The 20,937-nt window shown below is 72.2% G+C and carries 22 protein-coding genes; 12 read left to right on the forward strand and 10 right to left on the reverse strand.

Annotated elements, in window-relative coordinates:
- The first annotated feature begins 125 nt into the window (after positions 1 to 125).
- Positions 126 to 1,400: a type ISP restriction/modification enzyme gene (locus tag ACIP84_RS23180; RefSeq protein WP_401799865.1), complete on the forward strand. Its 1,275-nt coding sequence runs from the start codon at positions 126 to 128 to the stop codon at positions 1,398 to 1,400.
- Here the strand turns inward: ACIP84_RS23180 and ACIP84_RS23185 are convergent.
- Complete coding sequence (locus tag ACIP84_RS23185) at positions 1,387 to 2,124, reverse strand: TetR/AcrR family transcriptional regulator (RefSeq protein ID WP_401799868.1); 738 nt, start codon at positions 2,122 to 2,124, stop codon at positions 1,387 to 1,389. The genes ACIP84_RS23180 and ACIP84_RS23185 overlap by 14 nt on opposite strands.
- 62 nt (positions 2,125 to 2,186) lie before the next feature.
- Here ACIP84_RS23185 and ACIP84_RS23190 point away from each other — a divergent pair, with 62 nt between their 5' ends.
- From ACIP84_RS23190 to ACIP84_RS23200, 3 genes are all read left to right on the forward strand, one after another.
- Complete coding sequence (locus ACIP84_RS23190; protein WP_401799870.1) at positions 2,187 to 3,125, forward strand: ATP-binding cassette domain-containing protein; 939 nt, start codon at positions 2,187 to 2,189, stop codon at positions 3,123 to 3,125.
- Positions 3,122 to 3,940: an ABC transporter permease gene (locus tag ACIP84_RS23195; protein ID WP_401799873.1), complete on the forward strand. Its 819-nt coding sequence runs from the start codon at positions 3,122 to 3,124 to the stop codon at positions 3,938 to 3,940. Before ACIP84_RS23190 ends, ACIP84_RS23195 begins: the two co-directional genes overlap by 4 nt.
- A 76-nt stretch (positions 3,941 to 4,016) precedes the next feature.
- Entirely contained in the window at positions 4,017 to 5,213 is a 1,197-nt protein-coding gene (locus tag ACIP84_RS23200) for a CaiB/BaiF CoA transferase family protein (protein ID WP_401799875.1), read from the forward strand.
- Between the two features lie 284 nt (positions 5,214 to 5,497).
- Here the strand turns inward: ACIP84_RS23200 and ACIP84_RS23205 are convergent, their stop codons facing one another.
- On the reverse strand, positions 5,498 to 5,770 hold the full coding sequence (locus ACIP84_RS23205; RefSeq protein WP_030315798.1) for a hypothetical protein: 273 nt from the start codon (positions 5,768 to 5,770) through the stop codon (positions 5,498 to 5,500).
- Between the two features lie 334 nt (positions 5,771 to 6,104).
- Between ACIP84_RS23205 and ACIP84_RS23210 the strand changes: the two genes are divergently transcribed.
- On the forward strand, positions 6,105 to 7,151 hold the full coding sequence (locus ACIP84_RS23210) for a protein kinase (RefSeq protein WP_401799878.1): 1,047 nt from the start codon (positions 6,105 to 6,107) through the stop codon (positions 7,149 to 7,151).
- Here the strand turns inward: ACIP84_RS23210 and ACIP84_RS23215 are convergent.
- Positions 7,135 to 7,941, reverse strand: coding sequence for an SGNH/GDSL hydrolase family protein (locus ACIP84_RS23215; RefSeq protein ID WP_401799881.1), 807 nt, complete (start codon positions 7,939 to 7,941; stop codon positions 7,135 to 7,137). The genes ACIP84_RS23210 and ACIP84_RS23215 overlap by 17 nt on opposite strands.
- A gap of 669 nt (positions 7,942 to 8,610) precedes the next feature.
- On the opposite strand from ACIP84_RS23215, the gene ACIP84_RS23220 reads away from it, so the two are divergent.
- The 4 genes from ACIP84_RS23220 to ACIP84_RS23235 all read left to right on the forward strand — a co-directional run bounded on the left by ACIP84_RS23220 (position 8,611) and on the right by ACIP84_RS23235 (position 12,543).
- A complete protein-coding gene (locus ACIP84_RS23220) occupies positions 8,611 to 9,441 on the forward strand; it encodes a glycosyltransferase family 2 protein (RefSeq protein ID WP_355959387.1) in 831 nt (276 codons plus the stop codon).
- Complete coding sequence (locus tag ACIP84_RS23225; protein WP_401799883.1) at positions 9,438 to 10,490, forward strand: glycosyltransferase family 2 protein; 1,053 nt, start codon at positions 9,438 to 9,440, stop codon at positions 10,488 to 10,490. Before ACIP84_RS23220 ends, ACIP84_RS23225 begins: the two co-directional genes overlap by 4 nt.
- 86 nt (positions 10,491 to 10,576) lie before the next feature.
- Complete coding sequence (locus ACIP84_RS23230; protein ID WP_401800044.1) at positions 10,577 to 11,341, forward strand: polysaccharide deacetylase family protein; 765 nt, start codon at positions 10,577 to 10,579, stop codon at positions 11,339 to 11,341.
- A 92-nt stretch (positions 11,342 to 11,433) separates the two neighbouring features.
- On the forward strand, positions 11,434 to 12,543 hold the full coding sequence (locus ACIP84_RS23235; RefSeq protein WP_355959389.1) for a DUF5925 domain-containing protein: 1,110 nt from the start codon (positions 11,434 to 11,436) through the stop codon (positions 12,541 to 12,543).
- 16 nt (positions 12,544 to 12,559) lie between these two features.
- On the opposite strand, the gene ACIP84_RS23240 is transcribed toward ACIP84_RS23235, so the two are convergent.
- Positions 12,560 to 12,934 carry a GntR family transcriptional regulator gene (locus tag ACIP84_RS23240; protein ID WP_055599231.1) on the reverse strand — a complete coding sequence of 125 codons (375 nt, stop codon included), beginning with the start codon at positions 12,932 to 12,934 and terminating at the stop codon, positions 12,560 to 12,562.
- 73 nt (positions 12,935 to 13,007) lie between these two features.
- Between ACIP84_RS23240 and ACIP84_RS23245 the strand changes: the two genes are divergently transcribed.
- Positions 13,008 to 13,931: a GNAT family N-acetyltransferase gene (locus ACIP84_RS23245; RefSeq protein ID WP_401799887.1), complete on the forward strand. Its 924-nt coding sequence runs from the start codon at positions 13,008 to 13,010 to the stop codon at positions 13,929 to 13,931.
- Complete coding sequence (locus ACIP84_RS23250; RefSeq protein WP_266964402.1) at positions 13,912 to 14,391, forward strand: DUF402 domain-containing protein; 480 nt, start codon at positions 13,912 to 13,914, stop codon at positions 14,389 to 14,391. Before ACIP84_RS23245 ends, ACIP84_RS23250 begins: the two co-directional genes overlap by 20 nt.
- Before the next feature lie 75 nt (positions 14,392 to 14,466).
- On the opposite strand, the gene ACIP84_RS23255 is transcribed toward ACIP84_RS23250, so the two are convergent.
- From ACIP84_RS23255 to ACIP84_RS23275, 5 genes are all read right to left on the reverse strand, one after another.
- Positions 14,467 to 14,997 carry a DUF6299 family protein gene (locus tag ACIP84_RS23255; RefSeq protein WP_401799890.1) on the reverse strand — a complete coding sequence of 177 codons (531 nt, stop codon included), beginning with the start codon at positions 14,995 to 14,997 and terminating at the stop codon, positions 14,467 to 14,469.
- A 76-nt stretch (positions 14,998 to 15,073) separates the two neighbouring features.
- Positions 15,074 to 15,535 (reverse strand): GNAT family N-acetyltransferase, encoded by a 462-nt coding sequence (locus ACIP84_RS23260; RefSeq protein ID WP_401799893.1) that lies wholly within the window; start codon positions 15,533 to 15,535, stop codon positions 15,074 to 15,076.
- Positions 15,532 to 17,028, reverse strand: a complete 1,497-nt coding sequence (locus ACIP84_RS23265; RefSeq protein WP_401799896.1) for a tripartite tricarboxylate transporter permease — start codon at positions 17,026 to 17,028, stop codon at positions 15,532 to 15,534. The genes ACIP84_RS23260 and ACIP84_RS23265 overlap by 4 nt, the downstream gene beginning before the upstream one ends.
- Positions 17,029 to 17,031: 3 nt before the next feature.
- Positions 17,032 to 17,577, reverse strand: coding sequence for a tripartite tricarboxylate transporter TctB family protein (locus tag ACIP84_RS23270; RefSeq protein WP_401799898.1), 546 nt, complete (start codon positions 17,575 to 17,577; stop codon positions 17,032 to 17,034).
- A complete protein-coding gene (locus ACIP84_RS23275) occupies positions 17,574 to 18,557 on the reverse strand; it encodes a Bug family tripartite tricarboxylate transporter substrate binding protein (protein WP_401799900.1) in 984 nt (327 codons plus the stop codon). Before ACIP84_RS23275 ends, ACIP84_RS23270 begins: the two co-directional genes overlap by 4 nt.
- A gap of 135 nt (positions 18,558 to 18,692) precedes the next feature.
- Between ACIP84_RS23275 and ACIP84_RS23280 the strand changes: the two genes are divergently transcribed.
- On the forward strand, positions 18,693 to 19,361 hold the full coding sequence (locus ACIP84_RS23280; RefSeq protein ID WP_030315770.1) for a response regulator: 669 nt from the start codon (positions 18,693 to 18,695) through the stop codon (positions 19,359 to 19,361).
- 99 nt (positions 19,362 to 19,460) lie between these two features.
- On the opposite strand, the gene ACIP84_RS23285 is transcribed toward ACIP84_RS23280, so the two are convergent.
- Entirely contained in the window at positions 19,461 to 20,879 is a 1,419-nt protein-coding gene (locus tag ACIP84_RS23285; RefSeq protein WP_401799903.1) for an HNH endonuclease, read from the reverse strand.
- Positions 20,880 to 20,937 lie beyond the last annotated feature (58 nt).

Raw genomic sequence — 20,937 nt, forward strand, 5'->3', positions numbered from 1 at the left:
ATGGTCGTCCCTGCCAGCGTCCGGTGACCGGTACCGGCAGCGCTCGGTGACCGTCACCGCCGGATCCCGCCAGCCGGAGGCCGGGGTCTTCGGGCAGTGGAGACCCGCGGACGGCGGTCGTTAGCATGCGGGGCGTGACGGAAGCCCCCGGAGCGAACAACGCCGATCTGCCGCCCCTCGCCGACGCGCCGCCCGTCGCCGACCTTCCCCTCCTCGACGACCTCATGCCGTGGTCCGTCGCGCCGCTGCGGTTCGGCCGCTCGTGGATCGTGGCGCCGGACGCCCGGACCCTGCGGTCCCGCTGGGACCGCCTGGCGGCCGCCGAAGGGGCCGAGCGCGAGGCCTTGTTCCGCCCCAGCCGGGCGCGGACCCCGTCGAGTGCGGTCGCCGCGCTGCCGGGCCAGCGGACCGGGACCGTGCGCTGGGCCCGTGAACCGGGGCCGTGCCCGGAGCCGGTACGGGTCGCGCGCGGGCCGTTCGACGAGCAGCTGCTGCTGCCCGACCACCGGCTGATCGACACCGCGCGGCCGGAGCTGTGGCGGGTCGCCGGCGAGCCGCAGCTCTTCGTGGTCGAGCAGGGGTACGTGCCCGGGGCGGCCGGCCCCGCACTTCTGGTGACGGCGGCGCTGCCCGAGGGCCGCTCCCCCGCGGGCCGACCGGGCCGGATCCGTCCGCTGTTCCGGCGCCCCGGGGGCCTGGAGCCGAATCTGGCCCCCGGCCTCCTCGGCTTCCTCGGCGAGCGGTACGGGCACGAGGTCGGCGCCCTGGAGTGGCTCGCGTGGACGGTGGCGGCGGCCCGCCCCTCCCCCGCCGGATGCCGGGTGCCGCTCCCCCGGGACCCGGAGGTCTGGGCGGCGGGCGTGGCGCTCGGCCGGGACCTCGTCGACATCCAGGTGCGGGGTGCGCTGAGCGGGGCGAAGCCGCGGCTGCCCGGCGGGCGCCGTCCGTACGTGCGCGCGGCGGTCCCACCGCGCCCCGGGGCGTTGACGTACGACGCGGCCGACGAGGCCCTGTGTCTCGACGAGGGCCGCATCTCGCCCGTACCGGCGGAGGCCTGGGAGTTCAGCGTCGGCGGGGCGCGGGTCCTCGAGCAGTGGTTCGCGCACCGGACCGCCCCGGCGGAGCCCGGGTCGCTCGACGCGATCGGACCGGCGGTCTGGCCGCAGGAGTGGACCTCGGAGCTGCTCGACCTGGTCACGGTGCTGGCGCTGACCGGCGCGCGGGAGCCGGAGCGGGCGGCCCTCGCGTCGGATGCCCTCGCCTCGGAGGCGGCCGGGTCCGCGGGCCGGGAGGAGCTGCGGGCGGCGGGCGTCCTGCCTCCGCCGGCCGGGTCCCGCCGTCCCGCCTCCGTGCTCGACCATCAGGAGGAGGGCCCGGAGGGCCAGTTCATGCTGCTGTGACGGGGCCCTCCGGCGGCGCGAACGAGTCGAGGAGGCGGCTGATGGTCAGGGCGAAGATCTCGTCCGGGTCGACGGGGGCGGCGGGGGCCTCGGCGAGCAGCCCGGCGAGGTGCGGGTACCGTCCGCTCGCGATCTGTCCCATGAGGTAGGCGCCGCGCACCGCCTGCTCCTCCTCTTCGGACCAGGGGAGTCCGCGGGCGCGTTCGGCGATGGCCTGTTCGTTGGCGACGGTCGCCATCACCGTGCCGTTGACCATGGCGATCAGCTGCATCTTGAGCCCCGGGGGGATGTCGAGCGGGACGAGGCAGCCGAGGCACCACTCCAGGAAGCGCAGGGCGTTGGGGCTGAATCCGTAGGCGGTGGTCATCACCCGGGCCAGCCAGGGGTGCCGGTACATGATCGCGCGGCTCTGGTACGCGATCCCGGTCATGTCCGCGCGCCAGTCGCCGCTGGGTTCCTCGGGGAGCGCGTACTCGCCGCTGACGGCGTCCACCATCAGCTCGTACAGGTCCTCCTTGCGGGGGACGTAGTTGTAGAGCGACATGGTGCCGCAGCCGATCTCGGCGGCGATCCGCCGCATGGAGACCGCGTCGATGCCGTCCGTGTCGGCGACGCGCACGGCGGCGTCCACGATGTCCCGCCGGCTGTACGCCGGTTTCGGGCCGCGGCCCGCGCGTTCGGGCCGCGCCCAGATCACTTCCGGTTCGGCCGCTCGGCCCGCCATGGATCATCACCTCGCTCCCATCGTAGTTACGTACACCGTACGTAGTGCGATATGGTCCCGCCATGACGACTACGTACGCTGTACTTAGTGAGGGTCTGCAGAAGCGATACGGCGATGTCCACGCCCTGCGCGGCCTCGATCTCGCCGTCCCCGAGGGCTCGGTCTGCGGCGTCCTCGGCCCTAACGGCGCCGGCAAGACCACCGCCGTCCGCGTCCTGACGACCCTGGTGAAACCCGACGCGGGCAGCGCGCGGGTGGCCGGCCACGACGTGGTGCGCGATCCGGCGGGGGTACGCCGGCGGATCGCGGTCACCGGGCAGTACGCCTCCGTCGACGGGGACCTGACCGGCGCCGAGAACCTGCGGCTCTTCGCGCGGCTGCTGCGCGCCCCGCGCAGCCGCGCCGACGAACTCCTGGATCAGTTCGGCCTCACAGCGGCCGCCGGACGCCCCGCCCGCACCTACTCCGGTGGCCTGCGCCGCCGCCTCGACCTGGCCGCGAGCCTGCTCGTACCGCCGCGGGTCCTCTTCCTCGACGAACCGACGACCGGGCTCGACCCGCAGAGCCGCAACGGGATCCGGGACGCCGTACGGGGGTTGGCGTCCCAGGGCACGACGGTGCTGCTGACCACGCAGTACCTGGAGGAGGCCGACCAGCTCGCCGACGACATCGTCCTGATCGACGAGGGCCGCGTGGCCCAGCGCGGCACCCCGGCCGAACTCAAGGCGCTCGTCGGCAGCTACGCCGAGGTGGTCGTCGCCGACCCCTCGGCGCTCGAAGCGGCCGCGGCCGTCCTCGACCGGCTGACCGGCTCGGCCCCGGCCCTGGACGCCGAGCGCCGCACGGTCGGCGCGGTGACCACGGACGGCACGCTCACCCTCCCCCGGATCGTCCGCGAGGTCGACGCCGCGGGGGTCCTCGTCGTCGACGCCTCGCTGCGCCCGCCCACCCTCGACGAGGTGTTCCTGCGCCTCACCGACCGGAAGGAACTCGTCGCATGAGCACCGCTCTCGTCCAGGAGCAGGGAACGCGTCCGGTGAGCACCGCTCTCGTCCACGACGGAACGGCCGTCCTCGGCCGTCATCTCCTGCGCGTCCGGCACGCGCCCGCGATCACCGTGATGACCCAGACGATGCCGATCGCGTTCCTGCTGTTCTTCGGGTACGTGTTCGGCAGCGCGCTCGCCGTGCCGGGCGCCGAGTACCGGTCCCACCTGGTGCCGGGCCTGCTCGTGGCGACGGCGGCCGGCGGCCTGATGACCGGCATGTTCCAGGCCGCCCAGGACTCCCACCGGGGTGTCATGGACCGCTTCCGGACCATGCCGGTGAGCCGGTCCGCCGTCCCGCTCGGCCAGGCCCTCGCCGACCTCGTGGCCGGCGCCGTCGGCACCGTGCCGCTCGTCCTGGTCGGGCTCGCCATGGGCTGGCGGATCGAGGGGAGCGCGCCGGAGGCCCTGGGCGCCTTCGGTGTGCTGCTGCTCTTCCGCTTCGCGGCGACCTGGGTGGGCATCCTGCTCGGCCTCGCCTCGAAGAGCGAGGAGGCGGCCGGTCAGCTCGGCAGCGCCACCTTCATGCTGCCGCTGCTCTCGAACGCGTACATCCCCACCGACGACCTGCCCGGCCGGCTGCGCACGGTCGCCGAGTGGAACCCGATCTCGGCGGTCACGACGGCGGTACGGGTCCTCTTCGGCAACGCGCCCGTCCCGGCGGACGCGGCCTGGCCGGTGGCCCACCCGGTCGCCGGTGCGTTGCTCTGGTCGCTCGGCCTGATCGCCCTCTTCGCCCCGCTCGCGGTGCGCCGCTACACCCGGGGCTGACGGTTCCCGCCACACCCCGGGGAGTGACATGCCCCCTGGTGACAAGGACCGGCCCCGCAGGGTAGGCAGGGCTTTCATGAGCACTCAGCCACTCCCCCTCGAAGGCACCACGGTCGTCGCCGTCGAGCAGGCCGTCGCGGCCCCCTTCGCCACCCGGCAGCTCGCCGACCTCGGCGCCCGTGTGGTCAAGATCGAGCGCCCCGACGGCGGGGACTTCGCCCGGGGGTACGACACGGCCGCGCGGGGCCTCGCCTCCCACTTCGTGTGGTGCAACCGGGGCAAGGAGTCCGTGGCCGTCGACCTCAAGGACCCGCGCGGTCTCGCCCTCGTCGAGCGGCTGGTGGCCGGCGCGGACGTCTTCGTGCAGAACCTCGCGCAGGGGGCGGCGGCCCGGCTCGGTCTCGACGCCGCCACGCTGTGCGCCGCGCACCCGCGGCTGATCGCGGTGGACGTCTCCGGGTACGGGGCGGCGGGACCGTACGCGCACAAGCGGGCGTACGACATGCTCGTCCAGTGCGAGGCGGGTCTGGTGTCGGTGACCGGGACGCCGGAGCAGCCGGTCAAGTCCGGCATCCCGGCGGCGGACATCGCCGCCGGGATGTACGCCTTCTCCGGCGTCCTCGCCGCGCTCGTACGGCGCGGCACGACCGGCCGGGGCGGCCCGGTGGAGGTCTCCCTGCTCGACTCGCTCGCCGAGTGGATGGGGCACCCGTTGCATTACGGCATGCATGGAGGTACGCCCCCGGCGCGAACGGGGCTCGCGCACGCGGTGATCGCTCCGTACGACGCCTATCCGACGGCGGACGGCGGTCTGGTGCTGCTCTCCGTGCAGAACGACCGGGAGTGGCGGCGGCTCGCCGAGCAGGTCCTCGGCCGGCCCGACCTCGCCGACGCCCCGGAGTTCTCGACGAACACGGCGCGGGTGGCGGGCCGGGCGGCGACGGACGCGGTGGTCGCGGCGGCCCTGGCCCCGCTGACGGCGCCCGAGGCGCTGGCCCGGCTCGACGCGGCGGGCATCGCCTGCGCCCGGCTCAACTCGGTCGCCGAACTCGCGGACCACCCGCAGCTGACGGCCCGTGACCGCTGGCGGGAGGTCGGGTCTCAGGTCGGGCCGCTGCGTTCGCTGCTGCCGCCGATCGTGTTCCCGGACGCGCCGGAACCGCGCATGGACCGGATCCCGGCCCTCGGGCAGGACACGGACGAGGTCCTCGGGGAGCTCGGGCTGCCGGAGGCGGAGGTGAAGGAGCTGAGGCGTGCGGGGGTGATCGCCTGAGGCCACGCGGGGGACCCGGCTGGCCTGAGGCCACGCGGGGGCTCGGCTCCGGCCCCCCTCTGGCGGCGTCGGGCGTCTCTCGCGGGACCGAGGCGCCTTGCGAGGCCAGGCGCCGCACGCGGGGTCGGGCCCGCGGCCGGGTACGACTGAGCGCCGGACGGGCGGGGACACGTCCGGCGACGTCGCAGTCGTGCGGTCAGGCAGTCGTGCAGTCGGAGTCGTAAGGGCGACCGGGCGGAAGCGGGCGGGAACCTCGGGGTTGCTCGGCCCGGTGCGCCCGGCTCCTAGTGGCGCGTTCCGAAGAGGGAGCGGCGCAGGCGACGGAGCGGGGCGAAGAGCGAGACCCGCGCGCTGCGGCTGCGGTGACCGTGCACCGGAACCTCGGGCGTGCGCGACGTCAGTTCACGCATCAGCAGCGTCGCCTCGGCCACCTCACGCTGGGGCACGGCGGGACCGCCGAGCACCGCGAGATGACGGTCGAGCCGCGAACTCGTCGCGCTGCTCCCGCAGGTGATGGCAGGCACTCGCGGCCTGCTGCGCATTGCTATCTGTTCCATGTCACTCCCCACCCGTACAAGGGCACCCGACCCAGGGCAGGTTAACCCTATCGCCCCGCGGTGACACCCGTGTATCCCGGCGACGGGATGCACGGCACTCGTACGGGGGTTGACGGTCACCGTCCGAATCCATCTGATTCCAGGGCGAGTTGGACAGGATTCGAACACCTGCCGAACCGTCACGAACCATCCTGCCCTCCGGACCCGCGTACCAGCGCACCCGGACCGGTGTGATCTCCACCACCAAGATCGTCGCAGGGGGGGGCGCGCGGGCGGAGCACCGCACCGCCGACGGACCGGGGCCGGGCGGACGCCCCTCGGCTACCGTGGATCCATGACGGTGATCGCGGGTCGTTACCGGCTTCTGGACGTGCTCGCCGAAGGGGCGACGGGCACCGTCTGGCGCGCCCTCGACGAGACGGACCGCCACGAGGTGGCCCTCAAGGAGCTCGGGGCCCCGGAGGGGCTTCCGGCGGAAGAGGTGCCCCTTCTGTACGCGCGGCGCGAGCGCGAGGCCCGGGCCGCCGCCCGGATCTCCCACCCCGCTGTCGTACGGGTCCTCGGCGTCGCCACGGAGGACGGCCGGCCCTGGGCCGTGATGGAGCTCGTCCGGGGCCTCAGCCTGGCCGAGACCCTGGAGGCGGCCGGGCCGCTGCCGCCGCGCGAGGCCGCCCGTGTCGGGGCGGAGGTGCTGGCCGGGCTGCGTGCGGCCCGGGAGGCCGGCGTCCCGCACCGCGAGGTGGATCCGGAGCACGTCCTCCTCGCCAACGACGGGCGGATCGTCGTGACCGGCTTCGGTACGGCCCCGGAGGACGATCCCGGTCCCGCGGCGGAGCTGCGCGCCCTGGGGAGGCTCCTCGACGCGACGGTGTCGGCACGGCCGTCGCCGCTGCCCGCGAAGGACGACCGGGCCGGGGAGCTCCGCGCCCTCGTCGGAGGGCTGTCGGAGGAGGACCCGGAGCACCCCCTGACGGCGGACCAGGTCGAGCGGGAGCTGCGGCGGGTGGCGACGGGCGGGGCGCGCCCCGCACGGCCGGGGCCGAACCGGCCGGGGCCGAGCGAGGTCCCGGCGGAACCGTCGGCCGGAGCGTCCGGCACTCGGGAGGGAGGCGAGCCGGGCGGGCGGATCGGGACCACTCGCGTCAACACCCCTGCGGAAGGCCCGGGTTCGGCCCCGGGAACCCCCCGGTCGACGTCGCCCCGTCGCACCCGCGTCCTGCTCGCCGGACTGATCGGCGCGCTGCTCATCGCGGGAGCCCTGGCGTATCACCTGGTCCGGGACGACGAGGGTGGCGCCGGGCCCGGGCCGGGCGGTGTCACGAGCACCGCTCCGGCCGGCCCCGGCGCCACGGACGGCGGTCCGGTTACACCGCGTTCCTGAAGCTGGGCAGGTAACCGCCGGACTGACCGGCGGCCGTCGGGTGGTACGACTCCCCGATGTTGAGCCAGTTGACGCTGTGCAGCCAGGCGGAGCCGGAGCAGATCTCGTGTCCGGTGAACGCCGGGACGACGCTGGAGAAGGTGTAGCCGTGGTCGGCCGCGCGCTTGGCCACGGCGGCGTTGAGGTAGTCGGAGGCTCCGTTGATGGCGCGGCGTTCGTTCTCGCTCAGGCCCGCGACGCAGTTGCCGCCCAGCTGGTAGAAGCGCGGGTAGCCGAGGACGACGACGCGGGCGGCGGGCGCCTTGTTCCTGATCGCCGTGTAGACGGAGTCGAGCTTGCCGGGCAGCGTCGTGTCGACGTAGCTCTTGGCCTGATTCACTCGGCCGATACAGGTGGCTTCGGACTGCAGCACACAGGTCGTCATGACGTCGGCGAAACCGGCGTCATTTCCCCCGATCGTGATCGAGACCAGGTCGGTGGCGGACGAGAGCGGACCGAGCTGATTGGCGGTCACATCACCCGTTCGGGCGCCCGAGCAGGCGGTGAACGCGAAGGAGGAGGGGGCGTTCGCGTTCTTCCACAGCACCGGGTACGCCTTCGTGGAGCGCTTGCAGTCGCCGCTGGCGCTGTCGTAGCTCCCCGAGCCGACACCGGAGGAGTACGAGTCGCCAAGGGCCACATAGTCGACTGCGGCGGTCTCGGCGGCCTGGGCGGCGCCCGCCCCGGTGAGGGCGAGGACGGCACCGAGCAGGAGCGAGGACGAAACGGCGGCAAAACGGGACAGTCTCATGGAACCTCCCTTTAGCAGGATCTCTGCGCTACCAGGTAGTAGCATCGGATCCGCCGCGCCGGAAGTGTTCATGTCAAAACTGGGGCCGAACGTCACCCGACCCTCCGTCAACGACCGTCGAGTTCCAGCCATGAGCGACGGGCCGCCGACAGGCGATCGGAACAGGACAGGAAGCGGAGGCTCCGGTACCGCTGAATGATCGAACGAGAACGCGACACATTCACACAACAAAGCACAGAGGCCTGATCCCGCATCACTGTTCTCTGCATGCAAACGGATTGACCGGATCCGACCGGGACGGTTGCACATCTGACCGTCGAAGCTTCGCCAAACTACGGAAAAGCGGGCCACAGATCCGGGACTTGCCATACAGTCCCATTCATCAATACCGTCGTACATCTCACCCGCACCGATCCATCACGCAAAGCGGCTCAGGGGAGGGCTCTAGCGTCGCTGATGGTCCCGGGGCGGGGCGCGGTAGGGGGGTGCCGTGCTCGGTGTTCGAACGTGCGCCGAGTCGCGGGTACCGCGCGGCCAGACATGCCAACTCGCCGATCCCGCAAGGTGATCGTTCTGTGCGGGATGGCGAGAACCCCCCTTTCGAACCGGACACACCATCGGACCGCCCAAGGGGTGGGCGGCCCACCGGACGAGAGGGAAACCAGACCCATGAGCTCGTTCCTGCGCCCATCCGTCTCGGGCCAAGAAATGACCGAGCCGAGTCGAATAGCCGCCCAATACCGGGCGATCACCTCACATCTGGCGATCACTCCGCCGGTGAGTGTTGTCATTCCCGCGATGAACGAAGCCGAAAATCTTCCGTACGTGTTCAAGACACTGCCGGAATGGATTCACGAAGTCGTCCTCGTCGACGGAAATTCCACGGACAACACGGTGGACGTCGCCCGCGAACTCCGGCCGGACGTCAAGGTGGTCAAGCAGGTCGGCAAGGGCAAGGGCGACGCGCTGATCAGCGGATTCGCGGCCTGCACCGGCGACATCATCGTCATGGTCGACGCGGACGGTTCGGCCGACGGCCAGGAGATCGTCTCGTACGTCTCCGCCCTCGTCGGCGGTGCCGATTTCGCCAAGGGCTCCCGTTTCGCCAACGGCGGCGGCACGGACGACATGACGACCATTCGCAGACTGGGCAACTGGGCTCTCTGCTCGCTCGTCAACCGCAAGTTCGGCGCCCGGTACACCGATCTCTGCTACGGCTACAACGCCTTCTGGCGGCACTGCCTCGACAAGATCACCCTCGACTGCACCGGCTTCGAGATCGAGACCCTCATCAACATCAGGGTCGTCACGGCGGGCCTCAAGGTGCAGGAGGTTCCGAGCCACGAATACAACCGCATCCACGGTGTCAGCAACCTCAACGCCGTGCGCGACGGCATCCGGGTCCTGAAGGTCATCCTCAAGGAGAAGGCCGTCAGCAAGGCCGCCCGTCGCCGGCCGGCCCCGTTCTCGGTGAACGTCCCCCGGGGAGAGGCGTCTTGAACGACCGCACGACCCCGCACGGCTTCTCGGTGGTGATCTGCGTCTACACGGAGGAGCGGTGGGAGGACATCCTCGCCGCCGTCGACTCCGTACGGAAGCAGTCCCTGCCCGCCCTGGAGACACTGCTCGTGGTCGACCACAACGAGCGGCTCCTCTCCCGGCTGACCGAGGAGTACGCGGAACAGCGGCTCACCGAGGAGGTGCGGGTGCTCGCGAACGCGGGCCCCCGCGGCCTCTCCGCCGGCCGCAACACCGGAATCGTCGCCGCCCGCGGCGAGTTCGTGGCCTTCCTCGACGACGACGCCGTCGCCGAGCGGGACTGGCTCCACCACTTCTCGGCGGCCTACGACGATCCGCGCGTCATGGCCGTCGGCGGCCGGACGCTGCCCTCCTGGGCCTCCGGCCGCCGCCCGGCCTGGTTCCCCGAGGAGTTCGACTGGGTCGTCGGCTGTACGTACCTGGGGCTGCCCCCGGGCCGCGTCCCGGTGCGCAACGTGCTCGGCGGCAACGCCTCCTTCCGCCGTACGGCCTTCGACGCGGCCGGCGGATTCGCCACCGGAATCGGCCGGGACGGTGACCGGCGGCCCCTCGGCGGCGAGGAGACCGAGCTCTGCATCCGGCTCTCCAAGGCACTGCCCGAGGCGATCCTGCTCATCGACGACCGGGCCGTCATCCACCACAAGGTGCCAGCCGCGCGCGAGCGCTTCGGCTACTTCCGCACCCGGGTCTACGCCGAGGGGCTGTCGAAGGCGCTCGTCGCCCGCAGCGTCGGCGCGCAGAAGGGTCTGGAGTCGGAACGGCGCTACACGACACGGGTGTTGCCCGCAGGAGTCCTGCGCGGAATGCGCGACGCACTGCGCGGACGCCCCGGCGGGGCGGGCCGCGCCGGCGCCATCGTCACCGGCGTGACGGTCGCGGCCGGCGGCTACGCGCTGGGGACACTGCGGGCCCGGAGGAACGGAACGACGTTCTCCTGGGGTCCGATCGAACGTCACGACGCCGCGGCGCCCGAGGCCGAGGCCCTGGCCGCCGAGGGAGGGCCCAGGTGACCGAAAGCACCGCCGGCACCGACGGCAGCGCCGGCCCCGAGAACGCGGAGAACACCGACAGGACCGCCGCTCCCGTCCCCATCCTCATGTACCACGCCGTCGACCCCGACCCCGCCCCCGCGACCCTCGGCCTCTCCGTCACCCCCGAGGCCTTCGCCGCGCAGATGGACGTGGTCGCCGAGCGGGGATTCACCCCGCTGACCACCGCCGCGCTCGCCGCCGCCTGGCGCACCGGCGGCCCGCTGCCCGCGCGGCCGCTCCTCGTCACCTTCGACGACGGCTACGAGGGCGTCCACCGGCACGCCCTCCCCGTGCTCGCCGAGCACTCCTTCGCGAGCACCGTCTTCGTCTCCACCGGCTGGCTGCGCGGCAGGCACGACACGGGTGGCGCGCTCGACACCATGCTCGACTGGGCGCAGGTGCGGGAACTCGCCGACGCGGGCACGGAGATCGGCGGGCACAGCCACACCCACCCGCAGCTCGACCAACTCGACCCGGGACGGCTCCGGTTCGAGACGGTGCGCTGCCGGGAGATCGTCGGCGAGGAGCTCGGGACGGCGCCGGTCTCCTTCGCATACCCGTACGGATACTCCAGCCGCCGGGTCCGCCGTACGGTCCGGGAGGCCGGATTCACCCAGGCGCTCGCCGTGGGCAACGCGCTGGCCAGACGCCGCCAGGGGCCGTACGCCCTGGAGCGGGTGACCGTGCGCCGGTCCACCGGCGTGGAGGAGTTCACCCGGCTCGTGGAGGGGCGGGCGGTCGCCCGTACCTTCGCGGTGGACCGCGCCATGACGAAGGGGTACGCGCTCGCGCGGCGCGCCCGGGGCGCGGCGCGGGGTCACTGGATCTGAGCCCCAGGTCCGGCTCCGGGAGCCGGGCGTCCGCGGAATCGTCCCGTTCAAAACCCGGTGCACGGAATGCCCGGTTGCCCGATCATGGGCCCATGGCTGACACCCCACCGGTACCGTCCGAGCCGCAGCGGTCGCTGCCGATCCGGCTCACCCTCGACGACAGCGACTCGCCCGCGGACGTCGTGGACGCACTGTTCCTCGGCCGCTTCGCGACCGGGGAGCAGCCGCACTCGCACAGCACCACCGTGGACCGGGTCAGGCCCGAGGCGACCCTCCTTCCCGCCGGCGCCACCGTGCTGCGGGCCGCGAAGGACGACGACCGCAGCGCCGTGCTCGCCGAGGGCGAGGGGTGGACGCTGCTGATCTCCCGCTGGAACCGGGGCGCCGACGTCACCGTCACGGCCGCCGACTCCGACCTCGCCGAGCGGATCCTGAAGGAGGCGACCGACGGGGCCAAGGACGACCCGGAACCCCAGCCGGAGAACGTGACGATGGGGTTCTGGTACGTGTCCCCCCGGCGCGGCCCGCACCGGACGACCCGGCAGATCAGCGCCGGGACCTGGGACGAGGTCCGGCCCAACTACTCGGCGCCGGTGGCCGAGTCGATGGACCGGCTGATGCAGGTGACGCCCGAGTCGATCTCCGGCCGCCTCCTGCTGCTGCACGGCCCGCCCGGCACGGGCAAGACGTCCGCGCTGCGCACCCTGGCCCGGTCCTGGCGGGACTGGTGCCAGGTGGACTGCGTCCTCGATCCGGAGCGGCTCTTCAACGACGTCGGCTATCTGATGGACATCGCCATCGGGGAGGACGAGGGCACGGCGAAGGGGCGCTGGCGCCTGCTGCTCCTGGAGGACTGCGACGAGCTGATCCGGGGCGAGGCGAAGCACACGGCGGGTCAGGCGCTTTCCCGGCTGCTCAACCTGACGGACGGTCTGCTCGGCCAGGGGCGCAACGTCCTCGTCGGCGTCACCACCAACGAGGACCTGGAGCGGCTCCACCCGGCCGTGGTCCGGCCGGGCCGCTGCCTGGCCCGGATCGAGGTGGGACCGCTGACCCGGGCCGAGTCCGTGGAGTGGCTCGGGCGCGCGGAGGACGTACCGCGCGAGGGCGCGACGCTGGCGGAGCTGTTCGCCCTGCGGCGCGGCACGCCCCCGGCGGAACTCCCGGAACCCCGCACGGCGGGGGCGGGCCTGTACCTGTAGGTCCTGTGCGTCGGTGTCAGCTGTCGTAGGCCGCGCGCAGGGCCTCGTTCATCGCGGCCTCCGCGGCCTCGCGGCTGAGACCGAGACGGCGGGCCTCCTCCGCGTACTGAGCGGCGGCGGTCGCGGCCCGGCGGGTGGCCGCGTCGCCTGCGGCGGCGACGAAGGTGCCGTGACGGCCGCGCGTCTCGATCACCCCGTCCGCCTCCAGCGCCTTGTACGCCTTGGCGACCGTGTTCGCGGCGAGGCCCAGCTGTTCCGCGAGTCCTCGTACCGTCGGCAGCTTGTATCCGACCGGCAGTCTGCCCGACCGGGCCCGCTCCGAGATCTGGGCACGGAGTTGTTCGTACGGAGCGGTGGTGGATTCGTGGTCCACGGCGATGGTGAGTGTCACCCGCCGATTCTGCCCCCACCCCACCGGAAAATGGGAGGCGGCGGTGCGTCCCCTGGCCGTAGCGTGCGACCCCATGACTGTGATCGTCCGTGATGTGCACGCCGAGGACGCCGAGGGTTTCGCCCGGGTGCGCCGGGCGGCCCTGCCCTACATGCTGTCCACCGCCGAGCAGCTCGTCTTCGACTGGGCGCACGCCCACCCCGACAGCCACTACCGCCCGCTCGTCGCCGTGACCGAGTCCGGCGGGATCGTCGCGACGGCCCAGGTCGGCATCGCGCACGACGCGGCGGAGCCCGGGATCGGCTACGCCAACGTGTACGTGGACCCCGCCCACCTCGGACAGGGCGCGGGGACGCTGCTGCTGCGCGCCGCCGAGGAGCACCTCGCCGAGCGGGGAGCGCGGACCCTGTACAGCTGGGTCCTGGACGCGCCGGAGAACCTCGCCTGGGCCGCGCGGCGGGGGTACTCCCCCCGTCGTTCCGCCTACTTCCTCCGGCTCGACCTCACCACCGCCGAGCTGCCGCCGCTGCAGGCGCCGCCGGCCGGTGTCGAACTGCTCACGGGCGAGGACTTCGCGGCCGATCCCCGGCCGCTCTTCGAGCTGGACGCGCTGACGACGGCCGACGAGCCGGGCGACGTGGGCGCGGAGCTCGACGACTACGCGCACTGGCTGGCGACCACCTGGGAGCACCCGCTCCTCGACCGGGCGCTGACGACGGTCGCGGTGGTGGACGGCGTACCGGCGGCGTTCAGCGCGGCGCAGACGGACGGTCTCGGCCGGTACAACTCGGGGATGACCGGCACCGCGCCGGCGTTCCGGGGACGCGGGCTCGCGAAGCTCGCCAAGAACACGTCGCTGCACCGGGCCCGGGCTGCGGGCTGCACGGAGGCGTTCACCGGGAACGACACCGGGAACGAGCCGATGCTGGCGATCAACAAGTGGTTCGGTTACGAGGTCGGAGCGCGGGAGGTACGGCATGTCCGGACGATCGGTTGAGGTCACCCTGACGAAGGCGGGCCGGACGAAGATCCGCTACCCGGCGGAGGTGCTCACGGAGGACGGCGCCCGGCTCTCGGTGCGTGCCCCGTGGGCGGCCGAGGGGGTGCGGGACTTCGGCTTCGTGCGGTTCGAGCCGGGCGACGTCTTCGTGGAGCACTACTGGAGCGACCGCTGGTTCACGGTCAAGGAGGTGTGGTCCGCCGAGGGCGCCCTCAAGGGGTGGTACTGCGACATCACCCGGCCGGCCGTGATCGACGGCTCCGGTGTGGTGATCGAGGACCTGGACCTGGACCTGTGGGTGTCGGCGGACGGCAGCGAGGTGCTGCGGCTCGACGAGGACGAGTTCGCGGCGAGCGGGCTCACCGCCTCCGATCCGGAGGCGGCGGCGTGCGCCGTGGTCGCCCTCGACGAGCTGGAGGTCCTGGGGCGCGAGGGCCTGATCGAGCTGCTGCGCTAGCGCGGCGGCGCGGCCCGGCGGCCGGAGTCCGGCCGCCGTCGACGGCGAATCCGCCGGCCGTACGCCCGGGTGTCGTCAGCGGAGTTCGACGGCCGCGTCCTCGGCGGCGAGGAAGCCGGGCGCCGGCAGGCCCGTCTCGCCGGCCGTGAGCTGCATGAGGGTGGCGCGCACCCTGGCGGCGCCCGGCCGGTAGGCGGGGTCCTTCACGACGGAGGTGTTGACCCACTCGTGGAGGTGTCCGTCGCAGACGGCCTGGGTGCCGCCGATCCCGGCGGAACGGTTCCCCTGGACGAGGGTGGAGCTGACGAAGACGGGGCCTGCGCTGTCGTCGAGGCAGCGGTACATGCCGGAGAGCGTCACCGTGCTGTCGGCGCCGACGGTTCCGTATCCGTAGACGGAGAGGTCGTCGGCCCCGCGGCTGCCGAGGCCCTGGGCGTTGGGGACGGAGCCGTTGAGGACGGGGCCGTTGAGGACCGGGCCGTTCAGGAGGGGGCCGTCGAGGGCGGGCCCGGCGGAGAGGCCGTCGGCCCCTCCCGCGTGGGCGAGAGGGGCGACGGCGGCGGCGGCCAGCAGGACGCCTGCGGCGAGGACGAGTCGGACGCGCATGAGCGGGGTCCCTTCGAGGTGGGGGGAAGGTACTGCCCGCCAGGCATACCGGATCAGGCCTCCATGCGGCTGAAACTCACCCAACTGGGGGCGCGTTGAGCAGCTTTCGGTAGTGAATACGGTCGTATGGTCCGTCCACGCGCCGCTCGACGACCTCATAGCCGTACCGCTCGTAGAGCTTCTGGTTCTCCCACATCATCGCGTTGGTCAGCAGCCTGACCTCGGGAAGCCCGAGCTCACGCGCCCGGGACTCCACGAATGCCAGCAGCCGCCTCCCCAGTCCGGTGCCCTGGGCGTCGGGGTGGACGGCGATGTTGTCGAGGTAGAGGTGGTCGGTCTCGGTCCTGAGGACCACCAGGCCGACCACCGGGTCACCGGCGACGAACACCCTCCCGGCGGCCACGTCCGCCGCGTGGTCCGCCTCCATCGGGGCCGGTACGAGACCGATGCGGTCGATGTAGTGGTGATAGGCGGCGTCGGTCACGGCCTTCACCCTCGGCACGTCGGTGCTCGTCGCGAGACGCGTGTCCTCTGTCATGCCGCCACGTTACGGCGCCGGACCACCACCTTCCTCAGCAGCGGCCAGGTGAGCAGGAGGACGACGACCGCGTACACGGTGATCGAGAACGGCGTGTTCACCAGACCGGTCACCGAACCGTCGCTGATCTGCAGGGCGCGGCGCAGCTGCTGTTCGGCGGCCGGGCCGAGGATGACCCCGATGACGGCCGGCAGGACCGGGAGTCCGTACCTCCGCATGCCGAGTCCGATCAGGCCGATGACCAGCAGGATGACCAGGTCGAGGGCCTCGCCGCCGACCGCGTACGCACCGACGGCGGCGAAGAAGAGGATGCCGGCGTAGAGGTACGGGCGGGGGATGCGCAGCAGCTTGGCCCAGACGGGGGCGAGCGGCAGGTTGAGCGCCAGCAGCAGCACCATGCCGACGAACAGCGAGGCGATGAGCCCCCACACCAGCTCGGGCTCCCGCTCGAAGAGCAGCGGGCCGGGCTGGATGCCGTACTGCTGGAACGCGGCCAGCATCACGGCGGCGACGGCCGTCGTCGGCAGCCCGAGGGTCAGCATCGAGACGAGCGTCCCGGCCGCCGAGGCCGAGGCCGCCGACTCGGGTCCCGCGACGCCCTCGATCGCCCCCTTGCCGAACTGATCCCTGTGCTTCGAGAGACGCTTCTCCGTCACGTACGACAGGAAGGTCGGGATCTCCGCGCCGCCGGCCGGGATCGCGCCGAACGGGAAACCGATGAACGGGCCGCGCAGCCAGGACTTCCAGGTGCGCTTCACATCGTCCCCACCCAGCCAGGGACGGCCGACCGGGATGGCCTCCCCCGCCGTGCGGCGCAGGTGCGCCGCGACCCACAGGGCCTCGCCGATCGCGAAGAGCCCGACCGCCACGATGACGACGTCGACGCCGTCGGCGAGCTGGAGCGAACCGAAGGTGAGGCGCTGCTGCCCGGTCATCTGGTCCAGGCCGACCAGACCGATCGTGAGGCCGATGAGGAGGGAGGCGAGACCGCGGATGCGGGAGGACCCGAGGACCGAGGTCACCGCGATGAAGGCGAGGACCATCAGGGCGAGGTAGTCGGGGGCGCCGATGTCGACGGCGAGCGCGGCGACCGTCGGGGCGAGGACGACGAGCAGGATCGTGCCGATCATGCCGCCGGCGAAGTGGCCGATGGCGGCCGCGGCGAGCGCCTGCGCGCCCCGGCCCGCCTTGGCCATCGGATTGCCCTCGATGGCGGCGACGACGGCCGCGCTCTCCCCGGGGGTGTTGAGGAGGATCGAGGTGGTGGAGCCGCCGAACATCGCGCCGTAGTAGATGCCGGCGAACATGATGAACGCGCCGGTCGGTTCGAGGCCGTACGTCACCGGGAGCAGCAGGGCCACGGCCATGGCGGGGCCGATGCCGGGCAGGACGCCGATGGCGGTGCCGAGGAGCACGCCGATGGCGGCCCACAGCAGGTTCATCGGGGTGAGGGCGGTGCCGAAGCCGTCGATGAGGGAGTTCAGGGAATCCATGGGTCAGATCACTCCCATCAGCGGACCGCCGGGCAGCGGGACGCCGAGCAGCTTGTCGAAGACGGCGTAGGTCAGGAGCGAGAGGGCGGCCGCGATCAGCGGGTCGCGGTGGAAGTGGCGGCTGCCGAGGGCGTACGCCGCGCCCCAGAAGAGGAGCGCTCCGGCGACGGGGAAGCCGACGGGGCCGATGAGGACGGCGAAGGCGAGGAAGACACCGGCGAGGAGCAGGACCGTGCGCCAGTCGGCGGGCTCCGTCAGGTCGACGTCCTCACCGGCCTCGGCCTCGCCGCGGCCGCCGCGCAGGACGTCGACGGAGAGGAGGACGGCGACGACGAGCAGTCCGCAGCCGACGACGAGGGGGACCGTGGCGGGGCCGACGGGGCCGCGGCCGGCGAGATCGGCGTCGAGGGTGAGGGCGTCGGTGAGGACGAGGACGCCCAGGATGAACAGCAGGACGCCGACGCCGAGTTCGGACCGCTCGCGCCACCAGGAGGCGAGGTTGCCGCTCTTGCCGTTCACCGTCGGGGTGGTCTCGGATTCGGTGCTCACAGTCCGAGCTCCTTCAGTACGGAGCCGACGCGGCGGTCCTGCTCGGCGAGGAAGGTGCCGAACTCGTCGCCGGGCAGGAAGGCGTCGTTCCAGCCGTGGGTCTTCAGCGACTCGCGCCACTGCGGGGAGTCGTGCAGCTCGGTCACCAGGGTGACGAGCTTCTCGCGCTCGGCGTCGGAGAGGCCGGGCGGGGCGACGATGCCGCGCCAGTTGGTGAACTCGGTGTCGAGACCGGCCTCGCGGAGGGTGGGGGCGTCGAGGCCGGGGACGCGCTTCGGGCCGGTCACGGCGAGGAGCCGCAGCTCCCCGGCCTTGATCTGGTCGAGGTACTCGCCGACGCCCGAGACGCCGAAGGCGACCTTGTCGCCGAGGATGGACGCGAGGAGCTCGCCGCCGCCGTCGAAGGGGACGTAGTTGACGTCCCTGGGGGCGATGCCGGCGGCCTGGGCCATCAGCATCGGGGCGAGGTGGTCGGGGCCGCCGGGCGAGGAGCCGCCGCCGACGGGGAGCTTGCCGGGGTTGTTCTTCCAGGCCGTGAGCAGCTCGTCGATGGTCTTGTACGGGGAGTCCTTGCCGACCACGACGATGTCCTGCTCCTCGGTGAGCCGGGCGATCGGGGTGGTGTCGGCGAGGGTCCTGGGGGTCTCGTTGGTGTGGACGGCGCCGACGACGCCGAGCCCCATGGACATGGCGAGGCGGCCGTTGCCGCGTTCGCCGACGAGGCGGGTGAGGCCGACGGTGCCGCCCGCGCCGGGCAGGTTGAAGACCTCGATGTCGCCGGTGAGGTCCGCCTCCTCGGCGTTCTTGGCGGCGGTGCGGGCGGTGATGTCGTAACCGCCGCCGGGAGTGTTGGGGACCATGAAACGCAGGCCGGGTATCCGGGTGCCGGTGTCGGAACCGCTGCCGGGACTGAGCAGCGGCGGACCCACCAGCACCAGGAGCGCGGCCCCGAGGAGGGCGAAGGGGGTGCGCAACCGCACGTGTGCCGCCTCTCAGCTGTAGGGGAAAAGGGGATGTGAGGTGGCCCACATGTTGCCCTCGCGTTAAGAAGCTGTCTCTCTTCCGCAACCAACGGACGTTGTGGTCGTTGTGGTCGGGACCTAGCGTGGGTCGTCGTGACGAACGTGCTGGTGGTGGACGACGACTTCATGGTCGCCAAGCTGCACTGCCGCTATGTGTCGGCGGTGGCGGGCTTCACGGTGTCCGGGGTCGCGCACAACGGCGCCGACGCCCTGCGCGCGGCCGAGCGGCTCAGGCCCGACCTGGTGCTCCTCGACGTGTTCCTGCCGGACATGGACGGCATCCAGGTACTGCGGGAGCTGCGCGCGGCGGGCCTGGGCATGGACGCGCTGTTCATCACGGCGGCCCGGGACGTGGGCACGATCCGCGAGGCGCTGCGGGCGGGGGCGCTGCACTATCTGATCAAGCCGTTCAGCCAGGCGGCGCTGCACGAGCAGCTCCGCCACGTGGCCTCGCTGCGCAGCCGCCTCGACGAACTCGACGAGGCCCGCCAGGAGGACGTCGACCAGATCTTCGGCACCCGCCCCCGCGGCTCCCGGGAACTCCCCAAGGGCCTGGCCGCCCACACGGCCGACCTGGTCGACTCCGTCCTCCGCGCCCACCCGGAAGGCCTCTCGGCCACGGAATGCGCGGAAGCCGGCTCCCTGTCCCGCGTGAGCGCCCGCCGCTACCTGGAGTACTTCGCGGAAACGGGCCGAGCGGAGATCACCCTGCGCTACGGCGGCACGGGCCGCCCGGAACGCCGCTACCGCCGCCTGGGCTGACGCCCTCGGCTCTGGCGCTGAGCGAGCCGAAGCCCGTTCAGATGCGTCACGAGACCGCCGACGGACGCCAGGGGACGGCGGCGCTCATGGCCGCAGTTGCTAGCGCCGCGCCTCTCCCCCGGAGAGAGCGTCATGCAGCTCGCGCGCGCGGCGAAGGAGCTTTCGGCTGAGCTCGCGTCTCCCACTGCCGCGAGTCTTGAGCGCATGGCAGTTGGGGCAGAGAGCAATCATGATGTCAGGCGTGTCAGCGCCACCGTCGCTGAGCTGGGTGACGTGATCGACTTCCAGCAGGGGGGCTCCCTTGTCGGTCCGTTCCAGCGGATGTCCCAGGCACTCCGGGTTCTCGCAGTGCCCGTCGCTCCGCAGTATCACTGCATCTCGGGCGTGCACCGATCGCAAGTGACGTTCCACCGTGGTCAGCTTCGTTCGTTCCACCCGCGTCGCAGCCGTACGTCGTGCCGCTGCTGAAAGCTTCCGGTAGCGCTCCATCTTGCTCGGGGCTCCGGTGGATTCATCGGTCTCGACATCAGAGGGTTCGAGGTCGAGGTCGTCCCGCACCGTGAGGTCGTCAGCATGCAGGGCGTCCACCACCTCGGCAGGCCACGTCTCGCGCAGCGGAGACGCAACGGGAGCGAGGATCCAGACGTACTCTCGCCTGCGCCGGCCGTCCACGCCGATGCCCCAGCGCCTACGGCACTGGACGATGACGGCCCAGGTCTCAAACGTGAAGTCACCGCCGTGCGGCTTGTGCCAGTACCGCAAGGCTCGCTGCTCGGCCTGGTACGCGGCCATCGACTTATTGCCTGCGGTCATGCTCTGATCGCCACTCAAGCCGTCCCCGGTGTAGGCGATCCAGTCCATGCCGGGAATGCGGCTGTCGTCGTACGGGCCCTTGTCGTCCGAGAAGACACTCAGAAGCCTGTCCTCAAGAGGCGTGATGCCAGCCACCTTGTTGCCCCCGTAGACCGCCGCGATGGCCGTTCTGTTCTTGTACAGCTCGCCCACTCTGGGGCGCAGAGCACCATCAATGCCACCGGCCAGGAGCTTCTCCAGGCCCGCGGCCTGTGCCACTTCTTCCATGGCCTGCGGGAAGAAGCGCAGCAACAGGCTGCCGGCGACCCGTGCCGTCAGGGCCCAGTCCTGCGTCAGCAGGTCATGGTCGACCTTCGGCAACCCGGCCGTGGGGTTTGCTTCGTTCAAGGCCGTCAGCGTCGGGCGCCTCCCTCCGCTGGTGAGCGGGAGGCCCTCTCCCTCTTCCACCTCCCAGAGGCCGTTGTTCCGAAGGGCCCAGAAGGGGTAGATGACGGCTTGGCTCCCCTTCCCGTCCGCATAGGTGGCCAGCAAAGGCATCACGGAATCACGTATCTGCGTCCACGACTGGTGGCGCGGCTTTCCGTCCACCGCTTGACCCAACGCCCACAGCAACAGCAGCGGCCGATGGAGGCTGGGACCCCCCGCGCGCTGCGCCGGTGCAAGGTTCCGCACACGGCGGACCAGATCCGCTTCTGCCTCTGTCACATCTGCCTCCTCAGCATCGTGTGCCCCATCGCTCATCCCATCACAAGGCACTGACAGG

It is taken from the genome of Streptomyces sp. NPDC088707, from assembly GCF_044752725.1.
GTDB lineage: Bacteria > Actinomycetota > Actinomycetes > Streptomycetales > Streptomycetaceae > Streptomyces.